At 70.2% G+C, this 17827-nt stretch carries 15 protein-coding genes and 1 pseudogene; 5 read left to right on the top strand and 11 right to left on the bottom strand.

What is annotated here, in order from left to right; translation table 11 throughout:
• Positions 1-12 precede the first annotated feature (12 nt).
• Positions 13-1668 carry a threonine/serine exporter family protein gene (locus QF035_RS29345; RefSeq protein WP_307523530.1) on the top strand — a complete coding sequence of 552 codons (1656 nt, stop codon included), beginning with the start codon at positions 13-15 and terminating at the stop codon, positions 1666-1668.
• 153 nt (positions 1669-1821) lie between these two features.
• On the opposite strand, the gene QF035_RS29340 is transcribed toward QF035_RS29345, so the two are convergent.
• On the bottom strand, positions 1822-2814 hold the full coding sequence (locus QF035_RS29340) for a DedA family protein (RefSeq protein ID WP_307523529.1): 993 nt from the start codon (positions 2812-2814) through the stop codon (positions 1822-1824).
• Positions 2815-2953: 139 nt separating this feature from the next.
• Between QF035_RS29340 and QF035_RS29335 the strand changes: the two genes are divergently transcribed.
• The gene (locus QF035_RS29335) at positions 2954-3319 is read left to right on the top strand and encodes a YbjQ family protein (RefSeq protein ID WP_269653260.1); all 366 of its coding nucleotides are present in this window, start codon (positions 2954-2956) and stop codon (positions 3317-3319) included.
• Between the two features lie 79 nt (positions 3320-3398).
• On the opposite strand, the gene QF035_RS29330 is transcribed toward QF035_RS29335, so the two are convergent.
• Positions 3399-4160, bottom strand: a complete 762-nt coding sequence (locus QF035_RS29330; RefSeq protein WP_307523528.1) for a MerR family transcriptional regulator — start codon at positions 4158-4160, stop codon at positions 3399-3401.
• Positions 4161-4343: 183 nt separating this feature from the next.
• Here QF035_RS29330 and QF035_RS29325 point away from each other — a divergent pair, with 183 nt between their 5' ends.
• Positions 4344-5750, top strand: coding sequence for a glutamate decarboxylase (locus tag QF035_RS29325; RefSeq protein WP_307523527.1), 1407 nt, complete (start codon positions 4344-4346; stop codon positions 5748-5750).
• Positions 5751-5833: 83 nt separating this feature from the next.
• Here QF035_RS29325 and QF035_RS29320 read toward each other — a convergent pair whose 3' ends face one another.
• The 6 genes and pseudogenes from QF035_RS29320 to uppS all read right to left on the bottom strand — a co-directional run bounded on the left by QF035_RS29320 (position 5834) and on the right by uppS (position 12405).
• On the bottom strand, positions 5834-7060 hold the full coding sequence (locus QF035_RS29320; RefSeq protein WP_307523526.1) for a WD40/YVTN/BNR-like repeat-containing protein: 1227 nt from the start codon (positions 7058-7060) through the stop codon (positions 5834-5836).
• A 195-nt stretch (positions 7061-7255) separates the two neighbouring features.
• Positions 7256-8006: pseudogene (locus tag QF035_RS29315) on the bottom strand (ABC transporter permease).
• Positions 8007-8044: 38 nt separating this feature from the next.
• A complete protein-coding gene (locus tag QF035_RS29310; protein ID WP_307523525.1) occupies positions 8045-8989 on the bottom strand; it encodes an ATP-binding cassette domain-containing protein in 945 nt (314 codons plus the stop codon).
• Between the two features lie 154 nt (positions 8990-9143).
• The gene (locus QF035_RS29305) at positions 9144-9785 is read right to left on the bottom strand and encodes a PadR family transcriptional regulator (RefSeq protein ID WP_307523524.1); all 642 of its coding nucleotides are present in this window, start codon (positions 9783-9785) and stop codon (positions 9144-9146) included.
• A 76-nt stretch (positions 9786-9861) separates the two neighbouring features.
• The gene (locus tag QF035_RS29300) at positions 9862-10410 is read right to left on the bottom strand and encodes a DinB family protein (RefSeq protein ID WP_307523523.1); all 549 of its coding nucleotides are present in this window, start codon (positions 10408-10410) and stop codon (positions 9862-9864) included.
• A gap of 141 nt (positions 10411-10551) precedes the next feature.
• Positions 10552-12405, bottom strand: coding sequence for a polyprenyl diphosphate synthase (uppS, locus tag QF035_RS29295; protein WP_307523522.1), 1854 nt, complete (start codon positions 12403-12405; stop codon positions 10552-10554).
• 334 nt (positions 12406-12739) lie between these two features.
• Between uppS and QF035_RS29290 the strand changes: the two genes are divergently transcribed.
• Positions 12740-13972: an FAD-dependent oxidoreductase gene (locus QF035_RS29290; RefSeq protein WP_307523521.1), complete on the top strand. Its 1233-nt coding sequence runs from the start codon at positions 12740-12742 to the stop codon at positions 13970-13972.
• 80 nt (positions 13973-14052) lie between these two features.
• Here the strand turns inward: QF035_RS29290 and QF035_RS29285 are convergent, their stop codons facing one another.
• Both QF035_RS29285 and QF035_RS29280 read right to left on the bottom strand, forming a co-directional pair.
• Complete coding sequence (locus QF035_RS29285; protein WP_307523520.1) at positions 14053-15513, bottom strand: aldehyde dehydrogenase family protein; 1461 nt, start codon at positions 15511-15513, stop codon at positions 14053-14055.
• 105 nt (positions 15514-15618) lie between these two features.
• Entirely contained in the window at positions 15619-16443 is an 825-nt protein-coding gene (locus QF035_RS29280; RefSeq protein ID WP_189843317.1) for a helix-turn-helix domain-containing protein, read from the bottom strand.
• Between the two features lie 365 nt (positions 16444-16808).
• Here QF035_RS29280 and QF035_RS29275 point away from each other — a divergent pair, with 365 nt between their 5' ends.
• On the top strand, positions 16809-17285 hold the full coding sequence (locus tag QF035_RS29275; RefSeq protein WP_234048372.1) for an ATP-binding protein: 477 nt from the start codon (positions 16809-16811) through the stop codon (positions 17283-17285).
• Positions 17286-17420: 135 nt separating this feature from the next.
• Here QF035_RS29275 and QF035_RS29270 read toward each other — a convergent pair whose 3' ends face one another.
• The gene (locus tag QF035_RS29270) at positions 17421-17639 is read right to left on the bottom strand and encodes a DUF397 domain-containing protein (RefSeq protein ID WP_307531508.1); all 219 of its coding nucleotides are present in this window, start codon (positions 17637-17639) and stop codon (positions 17421-17423) included.
• Positions 17640-17827: the final 188 nt, after the last annotated feature.

Here is a 17827-nt window from a genome sequence, read left to right as displayed (position 1 = left end):
CAGGAGTCGTGGGTGACCGAGCCGGAGGCGGAAGACCGTAAACCGCAGTCGGACGAGGCGAGGAGCGCGTTCGTCCCGCCCGCCGGTGTGGTGGCGCAGCCCGCGCCGGTCGAGGAGGAGTCCTCGACGACGTCGGAGTTCGCGCTCCCCAAGGGGATGGGCGTCCCGCAGGTGCCCGCCACCGAGTCGGAGGGGTCGGCGTTCAGCACGCCGAGGACGTACAGCGCGAAGCACGCGCCGCCCGCCTTCACCCCGCCAGCCGGCATACCGCGCGTCGATCTCACCAAGGACGTCCCCTGGCAGGACCGGATGCGCACGATGCTGCGCATGCCCGTCGCCGAGCGGCCCGTCCCCGAGACCGTGCAGAAGACGGAGGACGAGGGTCCGGCCGTCCCGCGCGTGCTCGACCTGACCCTGCGTATCGGCGAGTTGCTGCTCGCGGGCGGCGAGGGCGCCGAGGACGTGGAGGCGGCGATGTTCGCCGTCTGCCGCTCGTACGGCCTCGACCGCTGCGAGCCGGGCGTCACCTTCACGCTGCTGTCCATCTCGTACCAGCCGTCGCTGGTCGAGGATCCGGTGACCGCGTCGCGGACCGTACGGCGCCGGGGCACCGACTACACGCGTCTGGCGGCCGTCTACCAGCTCGTCGACGACATCAGCGACGACCAGACCGAGGTCTCCCTGGAGGAGGCCTACCGGCGGCTCGCGGAGATCCGGCGCAACCGGCACCCGTACAGCGGCTGGCTGCTGACCTTGGCCACCGGGGGCCTCGCGGGCGCGGCCTCCGTGCTCGTCGGCGGTGACCTGATCGTGTTCGTCGCGGCGGCCGTGGGCGCGATGCTCGGCGACCGGCTGGCGTGGCTGTGTGCGGGGCGCGGGCTGCCGGAGTTCTACCAGTTCACGGTGGCCGCGATGCCGGCCGCCGCGATGGGGGCCGCGCTCACGATCGCGCACGTCGACGTGCGCGCTTCCGCGGTCATCACCGGTGGGCTGTTCGCGCTGTTGCCCGGGCGGGCGCTGGTGGCGGGCGTGCAGGACGGGCTGACCGGCTACTACATCACCGCGGCGGCCCGGCTCCTGGAAGTCATGTACTTCTACGTCGGCATCGTCATCGGCGTCCTCGTGATCCTGTACTTCGGTGTGAAGCTGGGCGCCGAGCTCAATCCGGACGCGGCCCTGCAGTCCTCCAACCGGCCGGGGTGGCAGATCGCCGCGTCGATGCTCCTGACGCTCTGCTTCGCGGTGCTGCTCCAGCAGGAACGTTCCACCGTGCTGATCGTGACGCTCAACGGTGGCGTGGCATGGAGCGTGTACGGGGCCATGCACTACGTGGGCGAGATCTCACCCGTCGCCTCCACGGCCGCGGCGGCCGGGCTCGTGGGGCTGTTCGGGCAGTTGCTGTCGCGGTATCGGTTCGCTTCGGCGTTGCCCTACACCACTGCGGCGATCGGGCCCCTGTTGCCAGGATCGGCCACGTATTTCGGGCTGCTGGCGATCGCTCAGAACGATGTCGACGAGGGGCTGGTGTCGCTCACCAAGGCGGCCGCCCTTGCGATGGCCATCGCCATCGGGGTGAATCTGGGGTCCGAGATCTCTCGGTTGTTCATGCGGTTGCCCGGGGCGTCTGCGGGGGCACGGAGGGCTGCGAAGAGGACCCGTGGGTTCTGAGGTGCGGGTCCTCTTGGGGCGGCTTTGATCGTGGGTGGCTGTCGTTCGTAGCCGGGTGCGGGTTGCCTCTGGCTGGTCGCGCCCACGCGGCGGAGCCGCAAATGTCACAGCCCCGCGCCCCTTGTGGGGCGCGTTTCAGTCGAGCCGCGTTCGTCAGTTCTGGGGGTAGTTCTGGCCGTACGGGTAGCCCTGGTTCTGGGGGTACTGCTGGCCTTGGTTCTGGTCCTGGGGGTACGGGTCCTGCGGGTACTGCTGCTGGTTCTGGGGCGGGTAGTTCTGGGGGTACTGCTGGGCGTACTGGTCCTGGCCCTGGGGGTAGCCGCCGTAGCCCTGGTCCTGGGCGTAGGGCTGCTGTTGGTACTGCTGGTTCTGGCCGTTGTCGTGGCCGTTGCCGTTGCCGTAGTAGTCGTCCTGGCCGTTCTCGTGGGCCGGGGGAATGCGGCGGAGTTGGGTCGTCTGGTCGTCCATGGCAGCGGCCGCCGGGGGCATGTGGGCCGCCGGGGGCTGCTGCTGCGGGTTCTTCTTGGACTTACTGCGCGCCCGCATGAACTCGATGATGATCGGGACCACCGAGATGAAGACGATCAGGAGCAGGATCGGCTCGATGTTCTTCTTCACGAAGTCGATCTGGCCCAGCCAGGAGCCGAGCAGTGTGACGCCCGCGCCCCAGAGGATGCCGCCGATCACGTTGAAGATCAGGAACGAGCGGTACTTCATGCCGCTGACGCCGGCGATGATCGGCGTGAACGTGCGCACGATGGGCACGAAGCGGGCCAGGACCAGGGACTTGGGGCCGTGCTTCTCGAAGAACTCGTGGGCCTTGACCACGTTCTCCTGTTTGAAGAGGCGGGAGTCCGGGCGGGTGAAGAGCGACGGCCCCACCTTCTTGCCGAACATGTAGCCCACCTGGTCGCCGACGATCGCGGCGATGCAGATCAGGACGACGGCGGCCCACAGCGGGAAGTCCAGCTGGTTCGACGTGATCAGCAGACCCGCCGTGAACAGCAGGGAGTCACCCGGCAGGAAGAAGCCGATGAGCAGGCCGGACTCGGCGAAGACGATCAGGAGCAGGCCCCAGATGCCGAACGAGTCGAGAAGGTAGTCCGGATCCAACCAGCTTGGGCCGATGGCAAGCGTCGTCGTCACGATTCCGGACTCCTGAAGGGTGGTGGATGCGGCAGGCGAGGGTGTGGCCGACCAAAGTTATCAACGCAGCATGAAGGGTCCAGGTTCCACCGACTCCTACAGGATGCACTGTGCCCCGACTGGGACAAAGCTGTGAGCCATGGGAATCGAAGAATACGGCGGTGGTCAGGGACCCCAGGCCGACGTACTGGTCGTGACGACGAACGACGTGCCCGGCTACCGGGTCGAGCAGGTCATCGGAGAGGTCTTCGGGCTGACCGTGCGCTCCAGGCATCTGGGCAGCCAGATCGGGGCCGGTCTGAAGTCGATGATCGGCGGCGAGCTCAAGGGCCTCACCAAGACGCTGGTGGAGACCCGCAACCAGGCGATGGAACGGCTCGTCGAGCAGGCACGCGCGCGGGGTGCCAACGGTGTGCTGATGTTCCGCTTCGACGTGACCGAGGCGGCGGACATCGGGACGGAGGTGTGCGCGTACGGCACGGCCGTGGTGATGGTCAAGGAGTAGGGCGACGGCGGTACGGGAGTCGGAAGTAAGGGGCGCCCGCCCTTGCGAACGCCCCTTACCCCCGTACCGCCGTCCGCCGTCAGGCTTCGTGCCGTGCCGCGTTCGCCGTGATCGCGTCCCTCAGGTGCTCGGCGAGACCCGGGCGCATGGAGTCGTAGAACTCCTTGAACCGCTCGTCCGACACGTACATCTCGCCGAGCCCTCGGTGGATCTCGTACGAGCAGTCGTAGAACCACTGGCTGATGTGCTGCCGGTGTTCCTCGGCCATGTCCATGGCCCGCTCCCCCGTGGCGGGCTCACCGGCCTCCATGAGGGCGTCGTAGCGCTCGCCCCAGGAGGCGACCTCGGCCTGCATGCGCTTCCAGTCGTCCTTGGTGTAGCGGGCGGCGCGGCGCTGCGACTCCGCGTACGCCTCCGTGCCGCCCCAGCGGCGCTCGGCCTCCTCCGCGTGCTCCTCGGGGTCCTTGTCGCCGAAGACCTCGAACTTCTCCTCGGGTGTGAGGTTGATGCCCATCGTGCGTGCCTCCATGGCGTGCTCCACGGCCGCGGCCATCTTCTGCAGCTTCTCGATCCGGGCGGTCAGCAGATCGTGCTGGCGGCGCAGATGCGCGCGCGGGTCCGTCTCCGGGTCGTCGAGCAGGGCCGCGACCTCGTCGAGCGGAAAGCCCAGCTCCCGGTAGAACAGGATCTGCTGCGGCCGGTCGAGGTCCTCGTCGCCGTAGCGCCGGTGGCCCGCGTGGCTGCGCTCGCTCGGCACGAGCAGCCCGATCTCGTCGTAGTGGTGCAGCGTCCGCACCGTCACCCCGGCGAAACCGGCGACCTGTCCCACGGAGTAGCTCATCGTCTCCGCTCCCTCCTTTTCGGTACGCACTTCAGGCTGAGGCCTCACGTCACGTGAGGTGCAAGCCGGAACCGCACGCCGGATCCGCCGGACCCGAATCCACCGGGTGCCATGCCGGTTTTACCCGCTTATGACGGGGTGGTGGCCCACCATGGAGGCCCGACCCCACCGACCGGAGGACCCATGCCGCTGCACAAAGGCCCCGAGCAGGCCGACAAGCGTCCCGCGACCGTCAACCCCTTCTATGGGGAGGCGAATCCGGTCAGCGGCATGACGGAGGCCCCGCCCCAGCACCGGCTGCCGGACGGGCCACTGCCGCCCTCCACCGCGTATCAGCTGGTGCACGACGAGCTGATGCTGGACGGCAACTCCCGCCTCAACCTCGCCACCTTCGTCACCACCTGGATGGAACCCCAGGCCGGCGTGCTGATGGCCGAGTGCAGCGACAAGAACATGATCGACAAGGACGAGTACCCGCGCACGGCCGAGCTGGAGCGGCGGTGCGTGGCGATGCTCGCCGATCTGTGGAACGCGCCCGATCCGTCCGCCGCCGTGGGCTGTTCGACGACGGGGTCCAGCGAGGCCTGCATGCTCGCGGGCATGGCGCTCAAGCGCCGCTGGGCCAAACGGAACGCGGACCGGTATCCGGGTGCCCGCCCCAATCTCGTCATGGGCGTCAACGTCCAGGTCTGCTGGGACAAGTTCTGCAACTTCTGGGAGGTCGAGCCGCGCCTGGTGCCCATGGAGGGCGACCGCTTCCACCTCGACCCGCAGGCCGCCGCCGAACTCTGCGACGAGAACACCATCGGCGTCGTCGGCATCCTCGGCTCCACCTTCGACGGGTCGTACGAGCCGATCGCCGAACTCTGCGCCGCCCTGGACGAGTTGCAGTCGCGCACGGGTCTGGACATCCCCGTCCACGTCGACGGCGCGTCCGGCGCGATGGTCGCTCCCTTCCTCGACGAGGACCTGGTCTGGGACTTCCGGCTGCCGCGGGTCTCCTCCATCAACACCTCGGGGCACAAGTACGGCCTCGTCTACCCGGGTGTCGGCTGGGCGCTGTGGCGCTCGGCCGTCGAGCTGCCCGAGGAGTTGGTCTTCCGGGTCAACTACCTGGGCGGTGACATGCCGACCTTCGCGCTCAACTTCTCCCGGCCGGGGGCGCAGGTCGTGGCGCAGTACTACACCTTTCTGCGACTGGGCCGCGAGGGCTACCGGGCCGTTCAGCAGACGACACGGGACGTCGCCATGGGGCTCGCCGACCGGGTCGAGGCGCTCGGCGACTTCCGTCTCCTCACCCGGGGCGATCAGTTGCCGGTGTTCGCCTTCACAACGGCTCCGGACATCACCTCCTACGACGTCTTCGACGTGTCCCGGCGCATGCGGGAGCGTGGCTGGCTGCTGCCGGCGTACACCTTCCCCGAGAACCGTGAGGACCTGTCCGTGCTGCGGGTGGTGTGCCGCAACGGGTTCTCGTCCGACCTCGCCGAGCTGTTCGTGGAGGACCTGGGCAGTCTGCTGCCCGAACTGCGTCAGCAGCAGCACCCGCTGGCCCGGGACAAGGGGGCGGCGACCGGCTTCCACCACTGAGCCGGCCTTTCCGGCCCGGCCGCCACTTCGGGCACCGGCCCCTCCGTCGCTTCCGTCACCTCCGCCGCTTGCCTCACCTCCGGTCAGTCCCCGTCCCCCAGCTCGAACCTGTGCCAGTGGTTGCCGTCGGTGGATATCCGGAAGGCTCCGGCGCCGAAGCTGTCGGTCCACAGATGGCCGAGCGGTGTCGCGGTGACGGAGCCCGAGATGCCTCGCGAGCCACTGCCGCGCTGGAAGGTGCGGCCGCCGTCGGTGCTGCGCCAGGCGCCGTCCTCGCCGTGGACGGTGAGACTGCCGTCGGCGGCGGCCACCAGGTCGCCGAGGCTGGAGCGGGGCTCCACGCCCTTGCGGTGCTTCCAGACGCGCTGCCAGGTGTGGCCGGCGTCGGCGCTGCGGTGGATGGCCAGCAGGCCGTTCTTCACGTCGTCCTCGTCGGGCAGTTGGCCCGGCTGGGTCGCGTAGAGCACGCTGCCGTTCGCGACCGCCCTCAAGCCCCAGCCGTGTTTCTCGGACCCGGGCAGCCGGGCCGACCGCCAGGTGCGCCCCCGGTCCTCGCTGACGGCGAGCGCGGGCAGGCCGGACTCCGGGTCGGCTCCCGAGGCGAGGAGCAGTTGTCCGCCGGGCTCCCCCGCAGGACTCACCACTCCCTCCAGGGGCGGCTGTTCGGCCAGAACCCGGAACTCGCCGGTGGCGGGCAGGACGGCCAGCAGGCGGGACCGCGCGCACGCGTTTCCGTCGTCCGCAGGCCGCACGCACTCCTGGACCAGAGCGCCTCCCTCGGGCACCTCAGGGGTCGTACCCGAGGGTTTCTCAGAGCCGGTCCGCCAGGTGCGGCCGCCGTCGCCCGTGAACCAGGTCCGGTACGTCGGCGGCCAAGCGCCCTCGGTGATCAGCGCGCGGCCGGGGCCCAGTCCCATGAGCCCCACCGTGATACCGAGATCGCCTGTCACGTCCGGCAGAGGTGAGCGCACGGGGCGCCAGGCGTCGGCTCCCCTGTCCAGCACGGCCACGCTCTGCCGACAGCGCTTCTCCCCGCACTGGGCGAAGAGCGCGAAGCCGCTGCCGTCCACCGCGAAGTCGACGCCGGACGGGCTGCCGGGCAGCCCGGTCGCCGACGGGATCCGGGGAGGCGTCACCCCGTCCGCAACCGCCGGATCGGCCGCGGCACCCGAGGACCCGGCACCCGAGGACTGGGCCGACGAGGCCCCGGCGGGCGATGACCTCGCGGCCCCCGACGCACCATCCCCTCCCGGCTCCGCCTCGGCGCACGCCCCCAGCAGCGCCGACACCCCGAGCACCGCGGCCAGCACCGCAGTGGCCCTCCTCCTCGGCCCCAACCACCCCATGGAATCCCCCGATCAGCGACGAACCGACGAACCGCTGCACCGGCGCGCTCCTCGCGCAGCGTCTGCTTCTGGTACACCGCTCGCCGCGATCGGGTTCCCACTTCGTCCCGGCGACTTCAGCGCGGGCTGGCCGCCCGTACCGACCCCCGCCCGGAGCCCCTACTTGCTCAGCGCCCCGAACCTCCGTACCGCCAGCGGGAAGAACACCGCGATCAGGGCCAGTGGCCAGAGCACCGCCAGGAGTTGGGCGTGTTCCGCCGCCCAGGAGGTGCTCACCGCGCCGCCTTCGTTGCCGAAACAGGTCACGGACCGCGGTGGCCGTCGCGGACATGGGGTTCCACTCGACGGTCGCTCCCAGCCAGCCCGGCATGGACTCGGGGATGGCGAAGGCGTTGGACAGGAAGCTCACCGGCCAGACCAGGATCTGCACGGTGACCACCAGCTCGGGCTTGCCCGCGACCATGGCCAGATGGATGCCCATCCACAGCATGGCGAACCGCAGCAGGAGCAGCAGGCCGAGCGCGCCCAGGAAGGCCGCGAACGAGCCGTGCCAGGTCCAGCCGACCGCGAGCCCGACGCCGACGAGGACCACCAGCGACAGGGCCGACTGCAGCATGTCCGCGGCCGAACGGCCCACGAGCACGGCGCCGACGGCCATCGGCATGGACCGGAACCGGTCGATCACTCCCTTGTTCAGGTCCTGGGTGACCGCGACCATGGTGGCGTCCAGGCCGAAGGCCATGGTCAGCGCGAACATTCCCGGTACCAGGTACTCGCGGTAGTCGCCCGAGATGCCGCTGCCGCCGCCCATCAGATAGCCGAACATCAGCAGGAGCATCACGGGGAACGCCAGCCCCACGAAGACCTGGAAGGGCTGCCGTGCCCAGTGGGCGAGTTCGCGCCGGGTCATGGTCCAGGAGTCGGTGACGGCCCAGCGGGGCGACGTACTCACGCGGCCTCCTCGGTCTTGCCGGTCAGGTGCAGGAAGACCTCGTCCAGGGTGGGCCGGCGCAGTGCGATGTCCTCGGCCTCTATCCCGGCCTCCTCCAGGGCGCGTACGGCCCCGGCGAGGGCGGTCATGCGGTCGGTGACCGGGGCGCTGAGGAGGCGCCGGTCGGCGTCCACGGAGAGGGTGGCCTTGTCGAACGGCAACAGAGCCACGGCGGCGCCCAGTTGGCCCGCGTCGTGCAGGACGACGTCGATCCGGTCGCCGCCCGTCTTCGCCTTCAGCTCGTCCGCCGTGCCGTCCGCGATGACCTGGCCCCGGTCGACGACCGAGATGCGGTCGGCGAGCTGGTCAGCCTCCTCCAGGTACTGCGTGGTGAGCAGCACGGTCGTGCCGCCGCCGACCAGGGAGCGCACCGCGTCCCACACCTCCGCGCGGCCGCGCGGGTCGAGGCCCGTCGTCGGCTCGTCCAGGAAGAGCACCTCCGGTTCGGTGATGAGCGAGGCGGCGAGGTCCAGCCGGCGCCGCATGCCGCCGCTGAACTGCTTGACCGCCTTGCGGCCCGTGTCCGCCAGGCCGAACCGCTCCAGGAGTTCGTCGGCCCGCACGCGCGCGCGACGGGCGCCCAGGTGGTAGAGGCGGCCGAACATCTCCAGGTTCTGCCGTCCGCCGAGCTCCTCGTCGAGCGCGGCGTGCTGGCCGAGCAGTCCGATGCGGAAGCGCACCTCGTGCGCGTCGGTCCTCACGTCGTGCCCCGCCACCTCGACGCGGCCCTCGTCGGGCCGCAGCAGGGTGGCCAGGATGCGGACCAGGGTCGTCTTGCCCGCGCCGTTCGGCCCGAGCACTCCGTGCACCGTGCCGCGCCCGACGCTCAGGTCGAGCCCGTCCAGCGCGTGCTTGTCTCCGTACCTCTTCCGTACGCCCTCGACGACGATCACGTCGGTCATCGGGCTCCCTTCACTTCAGGGTAATCAAACTTGACTACTAGTGCGCCGGTGAACCGTATGCCCGCCCGGACGCTTAGTCAAACTTGATTAGCGCAAATTCTCCGAACCCGCCGAACCCGCTGAACGCGCGCCCCTCACACACACACCGGTCCGCTCAGCCCGCATCCCCTGGATGGGACTCCCCCGTCGCGTACGGGTTCTCCTCGTCCTCCGCCAGCACCCCCACGAACGGATCCCCCTCGCCGGAGAAGACGTACGCGCCGCCCCTGATCCGCTCGATCAGGCCACGGGTCCACTGGGCGCCGGTGTCCGCGGAGGTGACCCAGAAGTTCATGATCTCGCCGATGTGGCCCAGCTGTTCGGGGCCTTCCTCGGGCGTGTAGTACTCGGTGACGCCCTTGCGCCACTCCTCTATGGCGCGCACTCGCTCCTCGAGCAGTTCGAGGACCTCCTCGCGGTCCAGATCGACCATGAATCCGAGCGCGGCGGTGAGCACGTCCGGCTTCTGGTCGTACGCGGTGAGGTAGTGGCGCACCAGCGTGAGGTACTCCTCGGTGCCCGCCTCCGTGATCTCGTACTCGGTGCGCGGCGGGCCGCCGGCCGTGGAGGGCGCGATCTCGTGGGCGAGCAGCAGTTCCTGCTTCGCCATCTGCTTGAGCGCGTGGTAGATCGAGCCCGGCTTGGCGTTGGACCACTCGTGCGCGCCCCAGTACTCCAGGTCGTTGCGCACCTGGTAGCCGTGGGCCCGGCCGTGCTGGCGCACGGCGCCGAGCACGAGGAGACGGATCGCTGACATGGAGCCAGCGTATGGCCCGCCTCCCCGGGGCCGGGTGGCGCCTCACCCCCAGGCCACCCCCCGGCGCCCCCCGGACTCACCCCCAGGAGGCTCCCTGCTCCTGCGCGACCAGTTCGAAGGCGGTCTTCCCGTCCAGGGACTCGCGGATGACGTCGGCGTGGCCGGCGTGCCGGGCCATCTCCGCGATCAGGCGGAGCATCACCCAGCGCATGGACACGGTCTCGTCGTCCGGGAACCAGGGCTCGTCGGGCAGCGGGAAGGTGTCGTTCAGGCTGGGCACGGTCCGGATGAAGTCCTCGGTCTGCCGGGCGATCTTGTCCCAGTGGGCGAGCATCGACTCGACGGTCTCGTCGCCGACGAGCCGGAAGCTGTCGCCCCAGTTCTCCTCGGAGCGCTGGATGTCGGGCGCCACCTGCCGGGCCCGCGACAGCCAGCCCTGCTCGGTCTCGGCGACGTGCTTGAGCAGCCCGGAGAGCGAGAGTTCGCTGGCGCTCGGCCGGGTCGCGGCCTGCTCGTCGGTCAGGCCGAGCAACGTGCGGCGGATGCCCCCGCGCTGCTCGTCCAGGAAGGCGAGCAGCGCCCCGCGCTCGTCGCCGTGAGCCTCCGCGTGCACGTGCATGACCATGGGTGGCCGCCTCTCATCGGGTCCTCTTGCCTGCTGACATCAACCAAGTTACGGACCCTTGCGGACAGCTTCTGTCCTCAAAAAGAGCCGACTCCGGGCGGAATTCCGGGACTCCGGGACTCCGGGCGGAATGCCGGGACTTCAGACCCTCGTGCCCTCCACGACCGGCGCGGCCCCGTGCCGTCGCCTGCGCTGTGTGTACGTGCCGACCGCCCGCCACAGGTCCCGGCGGTCGACCTCGGGCCACAGCGTGTCGGTGAAGTGGAGCTCGCTGTAACTGAGGTGCCAGGGCAGGAAGTTGGAGATCCGGTGTTCACCGCCGGTGCGCCACAGCAGGTCGACCTCCGGGAGGTGGGGGTGCGGCAGATGGGCGGCGAGGAGGCGTTCGTCGATATGGTCCGGGTCCAGCTCGCCCGCCGCTGCCGCGCGGGCCAACCCCGCCGCTGCCTGGACGAGTTCGGCGCGGCCCCCGTAGTTGACGCACAGCGTGAGCGTCAGCCCGGTCCGGTGACGGCTGTCGCGCGCGCTCTGCCGGAGCGCGTCGACCAGGTCCACCGGGAGCCCCTCGGGACTGCCCGCCCAGCGCAGACGGACGTCCAGGGAGCGCAGGTCCGAGTCGCGCAGGGTGTCGTGCATGGTGCGGAACAGCCGGGCGACCTCGCTCGCGTCGCGCCGCCAGTTCTCGGTGGAGAACGCGTAGAGCGTCAGATGGCTCAGACCGAGCTCCAGCGCCCCGTGGACGACGTCGCGGGTGGCGTCCGAGCCGACGCGGTGGCCCTCGCTGCGCGGCAGTCCCTGCTGGGCGGCCCAGCGGCCGTTGCCGTCCATGATGACGCCCACGTGCCGGGGAAGCCGCTCCGCGGGGATGTCCGGCGCGCACTCCCCGCTCGGGTGGGGGCGGGGCGGGACCGGCGGGAGGAACGCCGGGTCGGCCTCGCGCCTGGGCTCGGGCAGGACCACCACGGGCTCGGCCGGCTGTACGAGCGCGGCCCGGCGCCAGGCGCGTACGGCACGGACGCGGGCGGGGGCGAGCAGCCGCAGCCGTACGGCCGGGGACAGTTCGGCGGTGCGGTGCAGCAGCGCGGGGCCGAGCCGGCGGGCGGTGCGGACGCGGGCCCGGAAGAGGTCGGTCGAGGTGCGGAGCAGGACGGCCATCCCCGGGTGCACGCCCCGCTGCAGCGCGGGCTGCTCCAGCCAGTCGTCGGCCCGTTCCGTCAGGCCGGCGATCAGTGCCTCGACGGGCGGTGTCCAGCGGCGGGCGAGGAGGTCGGCCTCGGGGACCCCGTGGGCCGCGAGGGCCTCCTCCGGGAGCGTCAGGATGCCGCGGCCGAGGTCGGACGCCAGATCGGTAAAGGTGTCGGTGAGGTAGAGGCCGTCGAGGAAGGCGGGCATGGCCTCCAGGTGTTCCTGGCGGACCGTGGTGGGAACTCCGGCGCGGGTCAGGAGAGTCAGGCACCACATCGCCCACGGGGTGTTCTCCGCCTGGGTGCGCAGGCTCCACTCGCGCCAGGTCTGTGGGCGGCGGCCCGAGGCGTCCTCGCGCAGCGCGGTGAAGACGGGCGTCAACGTCTCGACGTCGAGTTGCCACGTTCGGATGGTGTCCGCGAGTGCGCGGCGGACCGGATCGCCACGGTCCGGGTCATCACCCCCGGGCCCGTGGGACCGCCCCGCGCGGGAGGGCCCCCCGGCCGACGGTCCTACAACTGAGGACCCCGTCTCCGCGAGCTCCGCGCGCAGGGCGTCCACCCAGGCCTGCAGTCTCGCGGCGCGCTCGGCCGGGCTGCCCTCCTCGTCGTCGACGAGGGCGTCGGTCGTCACGGCGGCCGCGTACATGGCCCAGCACGCGGGGCGCAGCGCGGCCGGCATCAGCTGCATGACGGAGTACTCGACGGAGCGGGAGGACCTCACCAGCCGTCGGCAGGACGCGTAGGCGGCGGCGATGTCGGGGGCGGAGGCAGGGTCGGGGGCGGCGGGCTGAGGGAGAACGGGGGACAAGGAGCCCTTCTTTCACAGCCGTCACGTCGTACGTCACGCCTGGCGATAGGTCGGAAAAGCGGTCGCCGTCGGCCCCGGAACGGCCCACGGACCGGCCTGGTGCGGCACTCTCTCAACGACCCTGCACGGCCCTCGGAACGGCCTGGTGCGCCACCCGACGGTGCCCCCTTCCTACCGGTCCCGTCGACGCGCCGCGCGGGCTCGGCGACCTTCTCGCCCGATCGTGGTACGCCGCCGGGGCGGAGAACGGACATGGGTTAGGTTCCGTAGGCGATCGGTCACAAACAGTGACGCACCTTCAACACAGGGCGCCAGCCCGGGATGTGAGCCAGGCATGAGCGATTCCGTGGACGCGATCGTCGTGGGGGCCGGCCCGGTCGGCTGCGCCGCCGCGCACGCGTTGGCCGACCGCGGTGCCCGGGTTGTGGTGGTCGAGCGCATGGAGCGGGGGCCCGCCTCGCCGTTCGCCGTGGAATGGCTGCATCCGTCCGCGGCGGACGTGCTGCTGCGCTGGGGCCTGGTGCTTCCGGAGGGCGGCCACGTCCGGGGTACGGGCGTCAGCATGCACCTGGCCGACGAGGGGCACGAGCCGGTCGTGGTGCCGTACCGGCGGGGCATGCGGGCCGTGTCCATGCCCCACGCTGAGCTGGTGGACGCGCTGCGGGACAGTGTCGTGGAGCGGCCCGGGGTGGAGGTGCTCACCTGCGCCCGTGTCACGGCGGCCACACCGGACGGCACGGTCCGGCTGACCCGCGACGGGCAGGAGACGCGGCTGCGCGCCGATCTCGTGGTGGCGGCGGACGGCCGCTCCTCCGGTGTCCGCCGCGCGCTGTTCGGGCACACCCCGCAGACCGTCGTGTCGCACTCGGCCGGTGTCGTGCTCGAAGGGCCTGGGCTGCCGGTCTACGAGTTCTTCCAGGTCGCGAGCGAGGTGCCCGGGCACGGTGTGGCCATCTATTCCATCGCTCCCGACGCGATCCGGGTGGTCCTCGACGTACCCCCGACGCATCCGCGACCGCCCGCGCTGCACGCGTATCTGCACCGTCATTTCGTGCCGCTGATGCCGGAGGTGCTGCGGCGGCCGCTGGCCGACGCCCTGGCGGCGGGCCGGCTGACGTGGTCCGCGACCGGATTTCGCCCCCGCGTGCACTACGGACAGGGCCGGCTCGCGCTGGTCGGTGACGCGGTCGGGCACATCCACCCGATCCTCGCGGCCGGCACGACCCTCGGCATCCAGGACGCGCTGAGCCTCGCCGCGCACGGCTCTGCCGAGGCGTACGCCCGGGAGCACGCGGGAGCGGGAGCGGCCACCGGGCGGGTGGCGATGGCGCTCTACCGCCTGCTGAGCCGTCAGGAGCCGGGCACCGCGCAGACGGCCAGGATGGCCGTCGACCAGCTTCGCCTCAGCCCCGCGCTCCGCGACGCGGTCGGGGACCTCCTCACCGGTGACGAGCCCGGCGCGGCCCATCTGCCGGTGGTGACGGCGTTCTCCACGATGCTCGGCATCCCGGCGCAGGACATCGCCGCCGCGTACGGGCCGGACGCCTACCTGCTCAGCCGCCGCTGAGGCGGGCCGTGCACACCGAAACGCGGCACGGGGCGCCCCCGCCGAAGCCGGCAGGGGCGCCCCGTAAGGGAGTTGGCAGGTCAGAACGGGAAGAAGCTGCGCCCGTGCTGTACCGAGATCCACTTCTGGGTGGTGAAGGCGCCGACCGTCGACTCGCCGTTCAGCCGGCCGACGCCCGAGGACTTCTCGCCGCCGAAGTCGACCAGCGGCTCGTCGTGCACGGTGCCGTCGTTCACGTGGAACATGCCCGTGTCGATCTGCTTGGCGAAGGAGACACCGCGCTCGACGTCGGCGGTGTGCACGGCGCCGCTCAGCCCGTACGGGGTGTCGTTGACGATCCGCACGGCCTCCTCCTCGCCGTCGAACGGGACGAGGAGCGCCACGGGTCCGAAGATCTCCTGGCGGAGGATGTCCGAGTCGGCGGGCAGGCCGGTCAGGACGGACGGCTCGACGAGGTTGTCGGTGGCGGTGCCGTGCACGAGGGCGGTGGCGCCCTCGGCGATCGCCTGGGTCACGACGCCCGAAACGGAGTCCGCCTGCGAGGAGTTGATGAGCGGGCCGATGACCGTCTGCGGGTCGCTCGGGTCGCCGACCTTGAGGGTCTTCACCTTGGCGACGAACTTCTCGGTGAACTCGGCCTCGATCGAGCGGTCCACGAGGACGCGGTTCGCGGCCATGCAGACCTGGCCCTGGTGCACGTACCGGCTGAAGACCGCGGCGTCCACGGCGTAGTCGATGTCCGCGTCGTCCAGGACCACCAGCGCGCTGTTGCCGCCGAGTTCGAGGACGGAGCGCTTGAAGTTCGCGGCGCAGACGGTGGCGACGTGGCGGCCGACCTTGTCGGAGCCGGTGAAGGAGATGACCTTCGGGACGGGGTGCTCGATGAAGGTGTCGCCTATCTCCGCGATGTCGGTGATCACGACGTTGAGCAGACCGGCCGGAAGGCCCGCGTCCTCGAAGATCTTCGCGACCAGGGAACCGCCCACGATCGGGGTGTTCTGGTGCGGCTTGAGGACCACGCCGTTGCCGAGGGCCAGGGCGGGAGCGACGGACTTCAGCGACAGCAGCAACGGGAAGTTGAAGGGGCTGATCACACCGACGACGCCGACGGGGACGAGGTAGAGGCGGTTCTCCTTGCCGTCGACCGGCGAGGGGATGATCCTGCCCTCGGGCCGCAGCGCCAGGTTGACCGACTCGCGCAGGAACTCCTTGACGAGGTGCAGTTCGAAGCCGGCCTTCAGACGCGTGCCGCCGAGCTCCGCGATGATCACCTCGGCGATCTCCTGCTCGCGCTCCTCGATGATCCGCAGGGCCTTCTCGAACACGCCACGACGCGCGTACGGGTTGGTCGCGGCCCATTCCTTCTGGGCGCGGGCGGCGGCCCGGTAGGCCTGATCCACCTCGTCGACCGTGGCTATCGTGATCGACGCGAGCTTCTCACCGTCGTACGGGTTGAAGTCGATGATGTCCCAGGAGCCGGTACCGGGACGCCACTCGCCGTCGATGTACTGCTGGGCCAGGTCGGTGAAGTAGGACGACATGTGATCCCTCAATCCCTTGCTGCCGCAGCAGACACCCGATCGATCATCTTCACGGTCTGATCACACGTCATCGTACTGGTGTCTCAAGGGAGTTGGAGAGCGGATTCAGGAGAGCTGCAGCAGACCCCTGAGCAAGTCACGGCTCTCGTCGGGACCGGGGCTGTCCTGCTGGAGCTCCTTCATCGCCTTCTCGTACTGGGTGACGTCCTCGCGCTTGTCCAGATACAGCGCACTGGTGAGCTGCTCCAGGTACACGACGTCGGACAGGTCGGACTCGGGGAAGCTGAGCACCGTGAAGGCCCCGCTCTCGCCCGCGTGCCCGCCGAAGCTGAACGGCATGACCTGCAGCCGCACGTTGGGACGCTGGGAGATGTCGATGAGGTGCTGGAGCTGACCCCGCATCACCTCCCGGTCGCCGTACGGGCGTCGCAGCGCGGCCTCGTCGAGTACGACGTGGAAGTCCGGGGCGCTCTCCGACACCAGGTACTTCTGGCGCTCCAGGCGCAGTGCCACGCGCCGCTCGATGTCCGCCTCGCTCGCGCCCTTCATGCCCCGCGCCACGACCGCGTGCGCGTACGCCTCGGTCTGCAGCAGGCCGTGCACGAACTGGACCTCGTAGGAGCGGATCAGGGACGCGGCGCCCTCCAGACCGACGTACGTCGGGAACCAGCTGGGCAGGACGTCCGAGTAACTGTGCCACCAGCCCGCGACGTTGGCCTCCTTGGCGAGGGAGAGCAGGGAGGTGCGCTCCGCCTCGTCGGCGATCCCGTAGAGCGTCAGCAGATCCTCGACGTCTCTCGTCTTGAAGCTCACCCGGCCCAACTCCATACGGCTGATCTTCGATTCGGAGGCGCGGATCGAGTAGCCGGCCTTTTCCCTGGTGATGCCGCGCGACTCCCGCAGCCGCCTCAGGTGCGAGCCGAGCAGCATGCGCCGTACCACCGATCCCGACTCCTGCGCGCTCACGTTCGTCCGCCTCCCCAACCCGTCTTCAAGGGCCGCAGTCTGCCACTAAAACACTCCAAGCAGTACTCGTTCGATTACAGAAACGGCAAGGTTTCAGCGGGGACACACAGGAATCGACAAGGAGAAGACAAGCCAGACACAAAAAAGCGGCAAGAAGGTCGCGGAAAAAATGACCAAGAAGCGGTATGGGAAGGTCCAATTCGGGCACGTGCACGTGCATCTGCCCTTGCATCTGCCGAACGCATTCGGAACGATGGTCTCGCGCCACCGCTGCATCGCAACGACCGCGAACCCCGGGAGTGCCTCGCATGGGGACGAATGGATCGACCATGCTCGAGCCGTTACGGCAGGGGCTTCCGCCACTGGACCCCGCGTCCGTGTCCAACGCCGCCTCCTGCGCCCTGCCGCCCCGCTACGAAGCGGTGCGCGACGCGCGGCAGTTCACCCGCCGCACGCTGGACCAGTGGGACATTGGCAACCGCTTCGACGACGTCTGTCTGGTGGTCTCGGAACTCGTCACCAACGCGCTGCGGCACGCCCTGCCCGCGGACACTCCACGCCCCTGCGACCAGGACGCGCCCGTGCGGCTGCACCTGATGCGGTGGACCGAGAGACTCGTGTGCGCGGTGCGCGACCCCAGTCACGACAGCCCGGTCGCGGGCGACTCCGAGGACTTCTCGGCGGAGTCGGGCCGCGGGCTGTTCCTGGTCGACTCGTTCGCCGACGGCTGGGGCTGGCACCCGCTCGCCGGCACGCTCAACGGCAAGGTCGTCTGGGCGCTGTTCCGGCTGGGCCCTTCCGCATGAGGAACCGCGGCGCTTTTTCGCGCCGCGGTTCTACGCGCGTTACCGACCGCCTACGGTCCGTGAACATCCCTGAATGGGGCGAGTTGCCCACACCGGCCGGCCCTCTGCCCGCACCGGCCGATCACCTGCCCTGCGTCAGCCCGCGACCAGGTGGTCGAACTCGCCGTCCTTGATGCCCAGGAGCATGGCCTCGATCTCGGCAGGCGTGTAGATGAGGGCGGGGCCGTCGGGGAAGCGCGAGTTGCGCACCGCCACCTCGCCGCCCGGCAGCCGGGCGAACTCCACGCAGGAGCCCTGCGAGTTGCTGTGCATGCTCTTCTGCCAGGCCGCTCCGCGCAGCTCCGTGGCAGCCATGCCGTTGTACACGTCGTGGTCCACAGGTCGCTCCCCGGTGGTGCATTGGCGTCTGTTGCCAGTGATGCAGTGTTGGTCAACTGCCCGGATCATAGCCGCTCTTCACATGCAGCTGCATGAGCAGATGCACGTGCACGGGGGGTGGTCCTACGGTTACACGTTTGACGGTCCCGCGGGCCGAATCGTTC

The sequence above is a fragment of the Streptomyces umbrinus genome (assembly GCF_030817415.1).
Classification (GTDB): domain Bacteria; phylum Actinomycetota; class Actinomycetes; order Streptomycetales; family Streptomycetaceae; genus Streptomyces; species Streptomyces umbrinus_A.
Note: the sequence above shows the minus strand (reverse complement) of the source record. Positions and strands in the feature narration are given on the sequence as shown.

Bases quoted from the DNA above. Each gene is read 5' to 3' on its own strand.
- QF035_RS29290 (WP_307523521.1), top strand. From the start codon at position 12,740: ATGAGCGATTCCGTGGACGCGATCGTCGTGGGGGCCGGCCCGGTCGGC.
- QF035_RS29310 (WP_307523525.1), bottom strand. From the start codon at position 8,989: ATGACCGACGTGATCGTCGTCGAGGGCGTACGGAAGAGGTACGGAGAC.
- QF035_RS29280 (WP_189843317.1), bottom strand. From the start codon at position 16,443: ATGCTGCTCGGCTCGCACCTGAGGCGGCTGCGGGAGTCGCGCGGCATC.
- QF035_RS29275 (WP_234048372.1), top strand. From the start codon at position 16,809: ATGCTCGAGCCGTTACGGCAGGGGCTTCCGCCACTGGACCCCGCGTCC.
- QF035_RS29330 (WP_307523528.1), bottom strand. From the start codon at position 4,160: ATGAGCTACTCCGTGGGACAGGTCGCCGGTTTCGCCGGGGTGACGGTG.
- QF035_RS29325 (WP_307523527.1), top strand. From the start codon at position 4,344: ATGCCGCTGCACAAAGGCCCCGAGCAGGCCGACAAGCGTCCCGCGACC.
- QF035_RS29270 (WP_307531508.1), bottom strand. From the start codon at position 17,639: ATGGCTGCCACGGAGCTGCGCGGAGCGGCCTGGCAGAAGAGCATGCAC.
- QF035_RS29285 (WP_307523520.1), bottom strand. From the start codon at position 15,513: ATGTCGTCCTACTTCACCGACCTGGCCCAGCAGTACATCGACGGCGAG.
- QF035_RS29300 (WP_307523523.1), bottom strand. From the start codon at position 10,410: ATGGTCATGCACGTGCACGCGGAGGCTCACGGCGACGAGCGCGGGGCG.
- QF035_RS29335 (WP_269653260.1), top strand. From the start codon at position 2,954: ATGGGAATCGAAGAATACGGCGGTGGTCAGGGACCCCAGGCCGACGTA.
- QF035_RS29305 (WP_307523524.1), bottom strand. From the start codon at position 9,785: ATGTCAGCGATCCGTCTCCTCGTGCTCGGCGCCGTGCGCCAGCACGGC.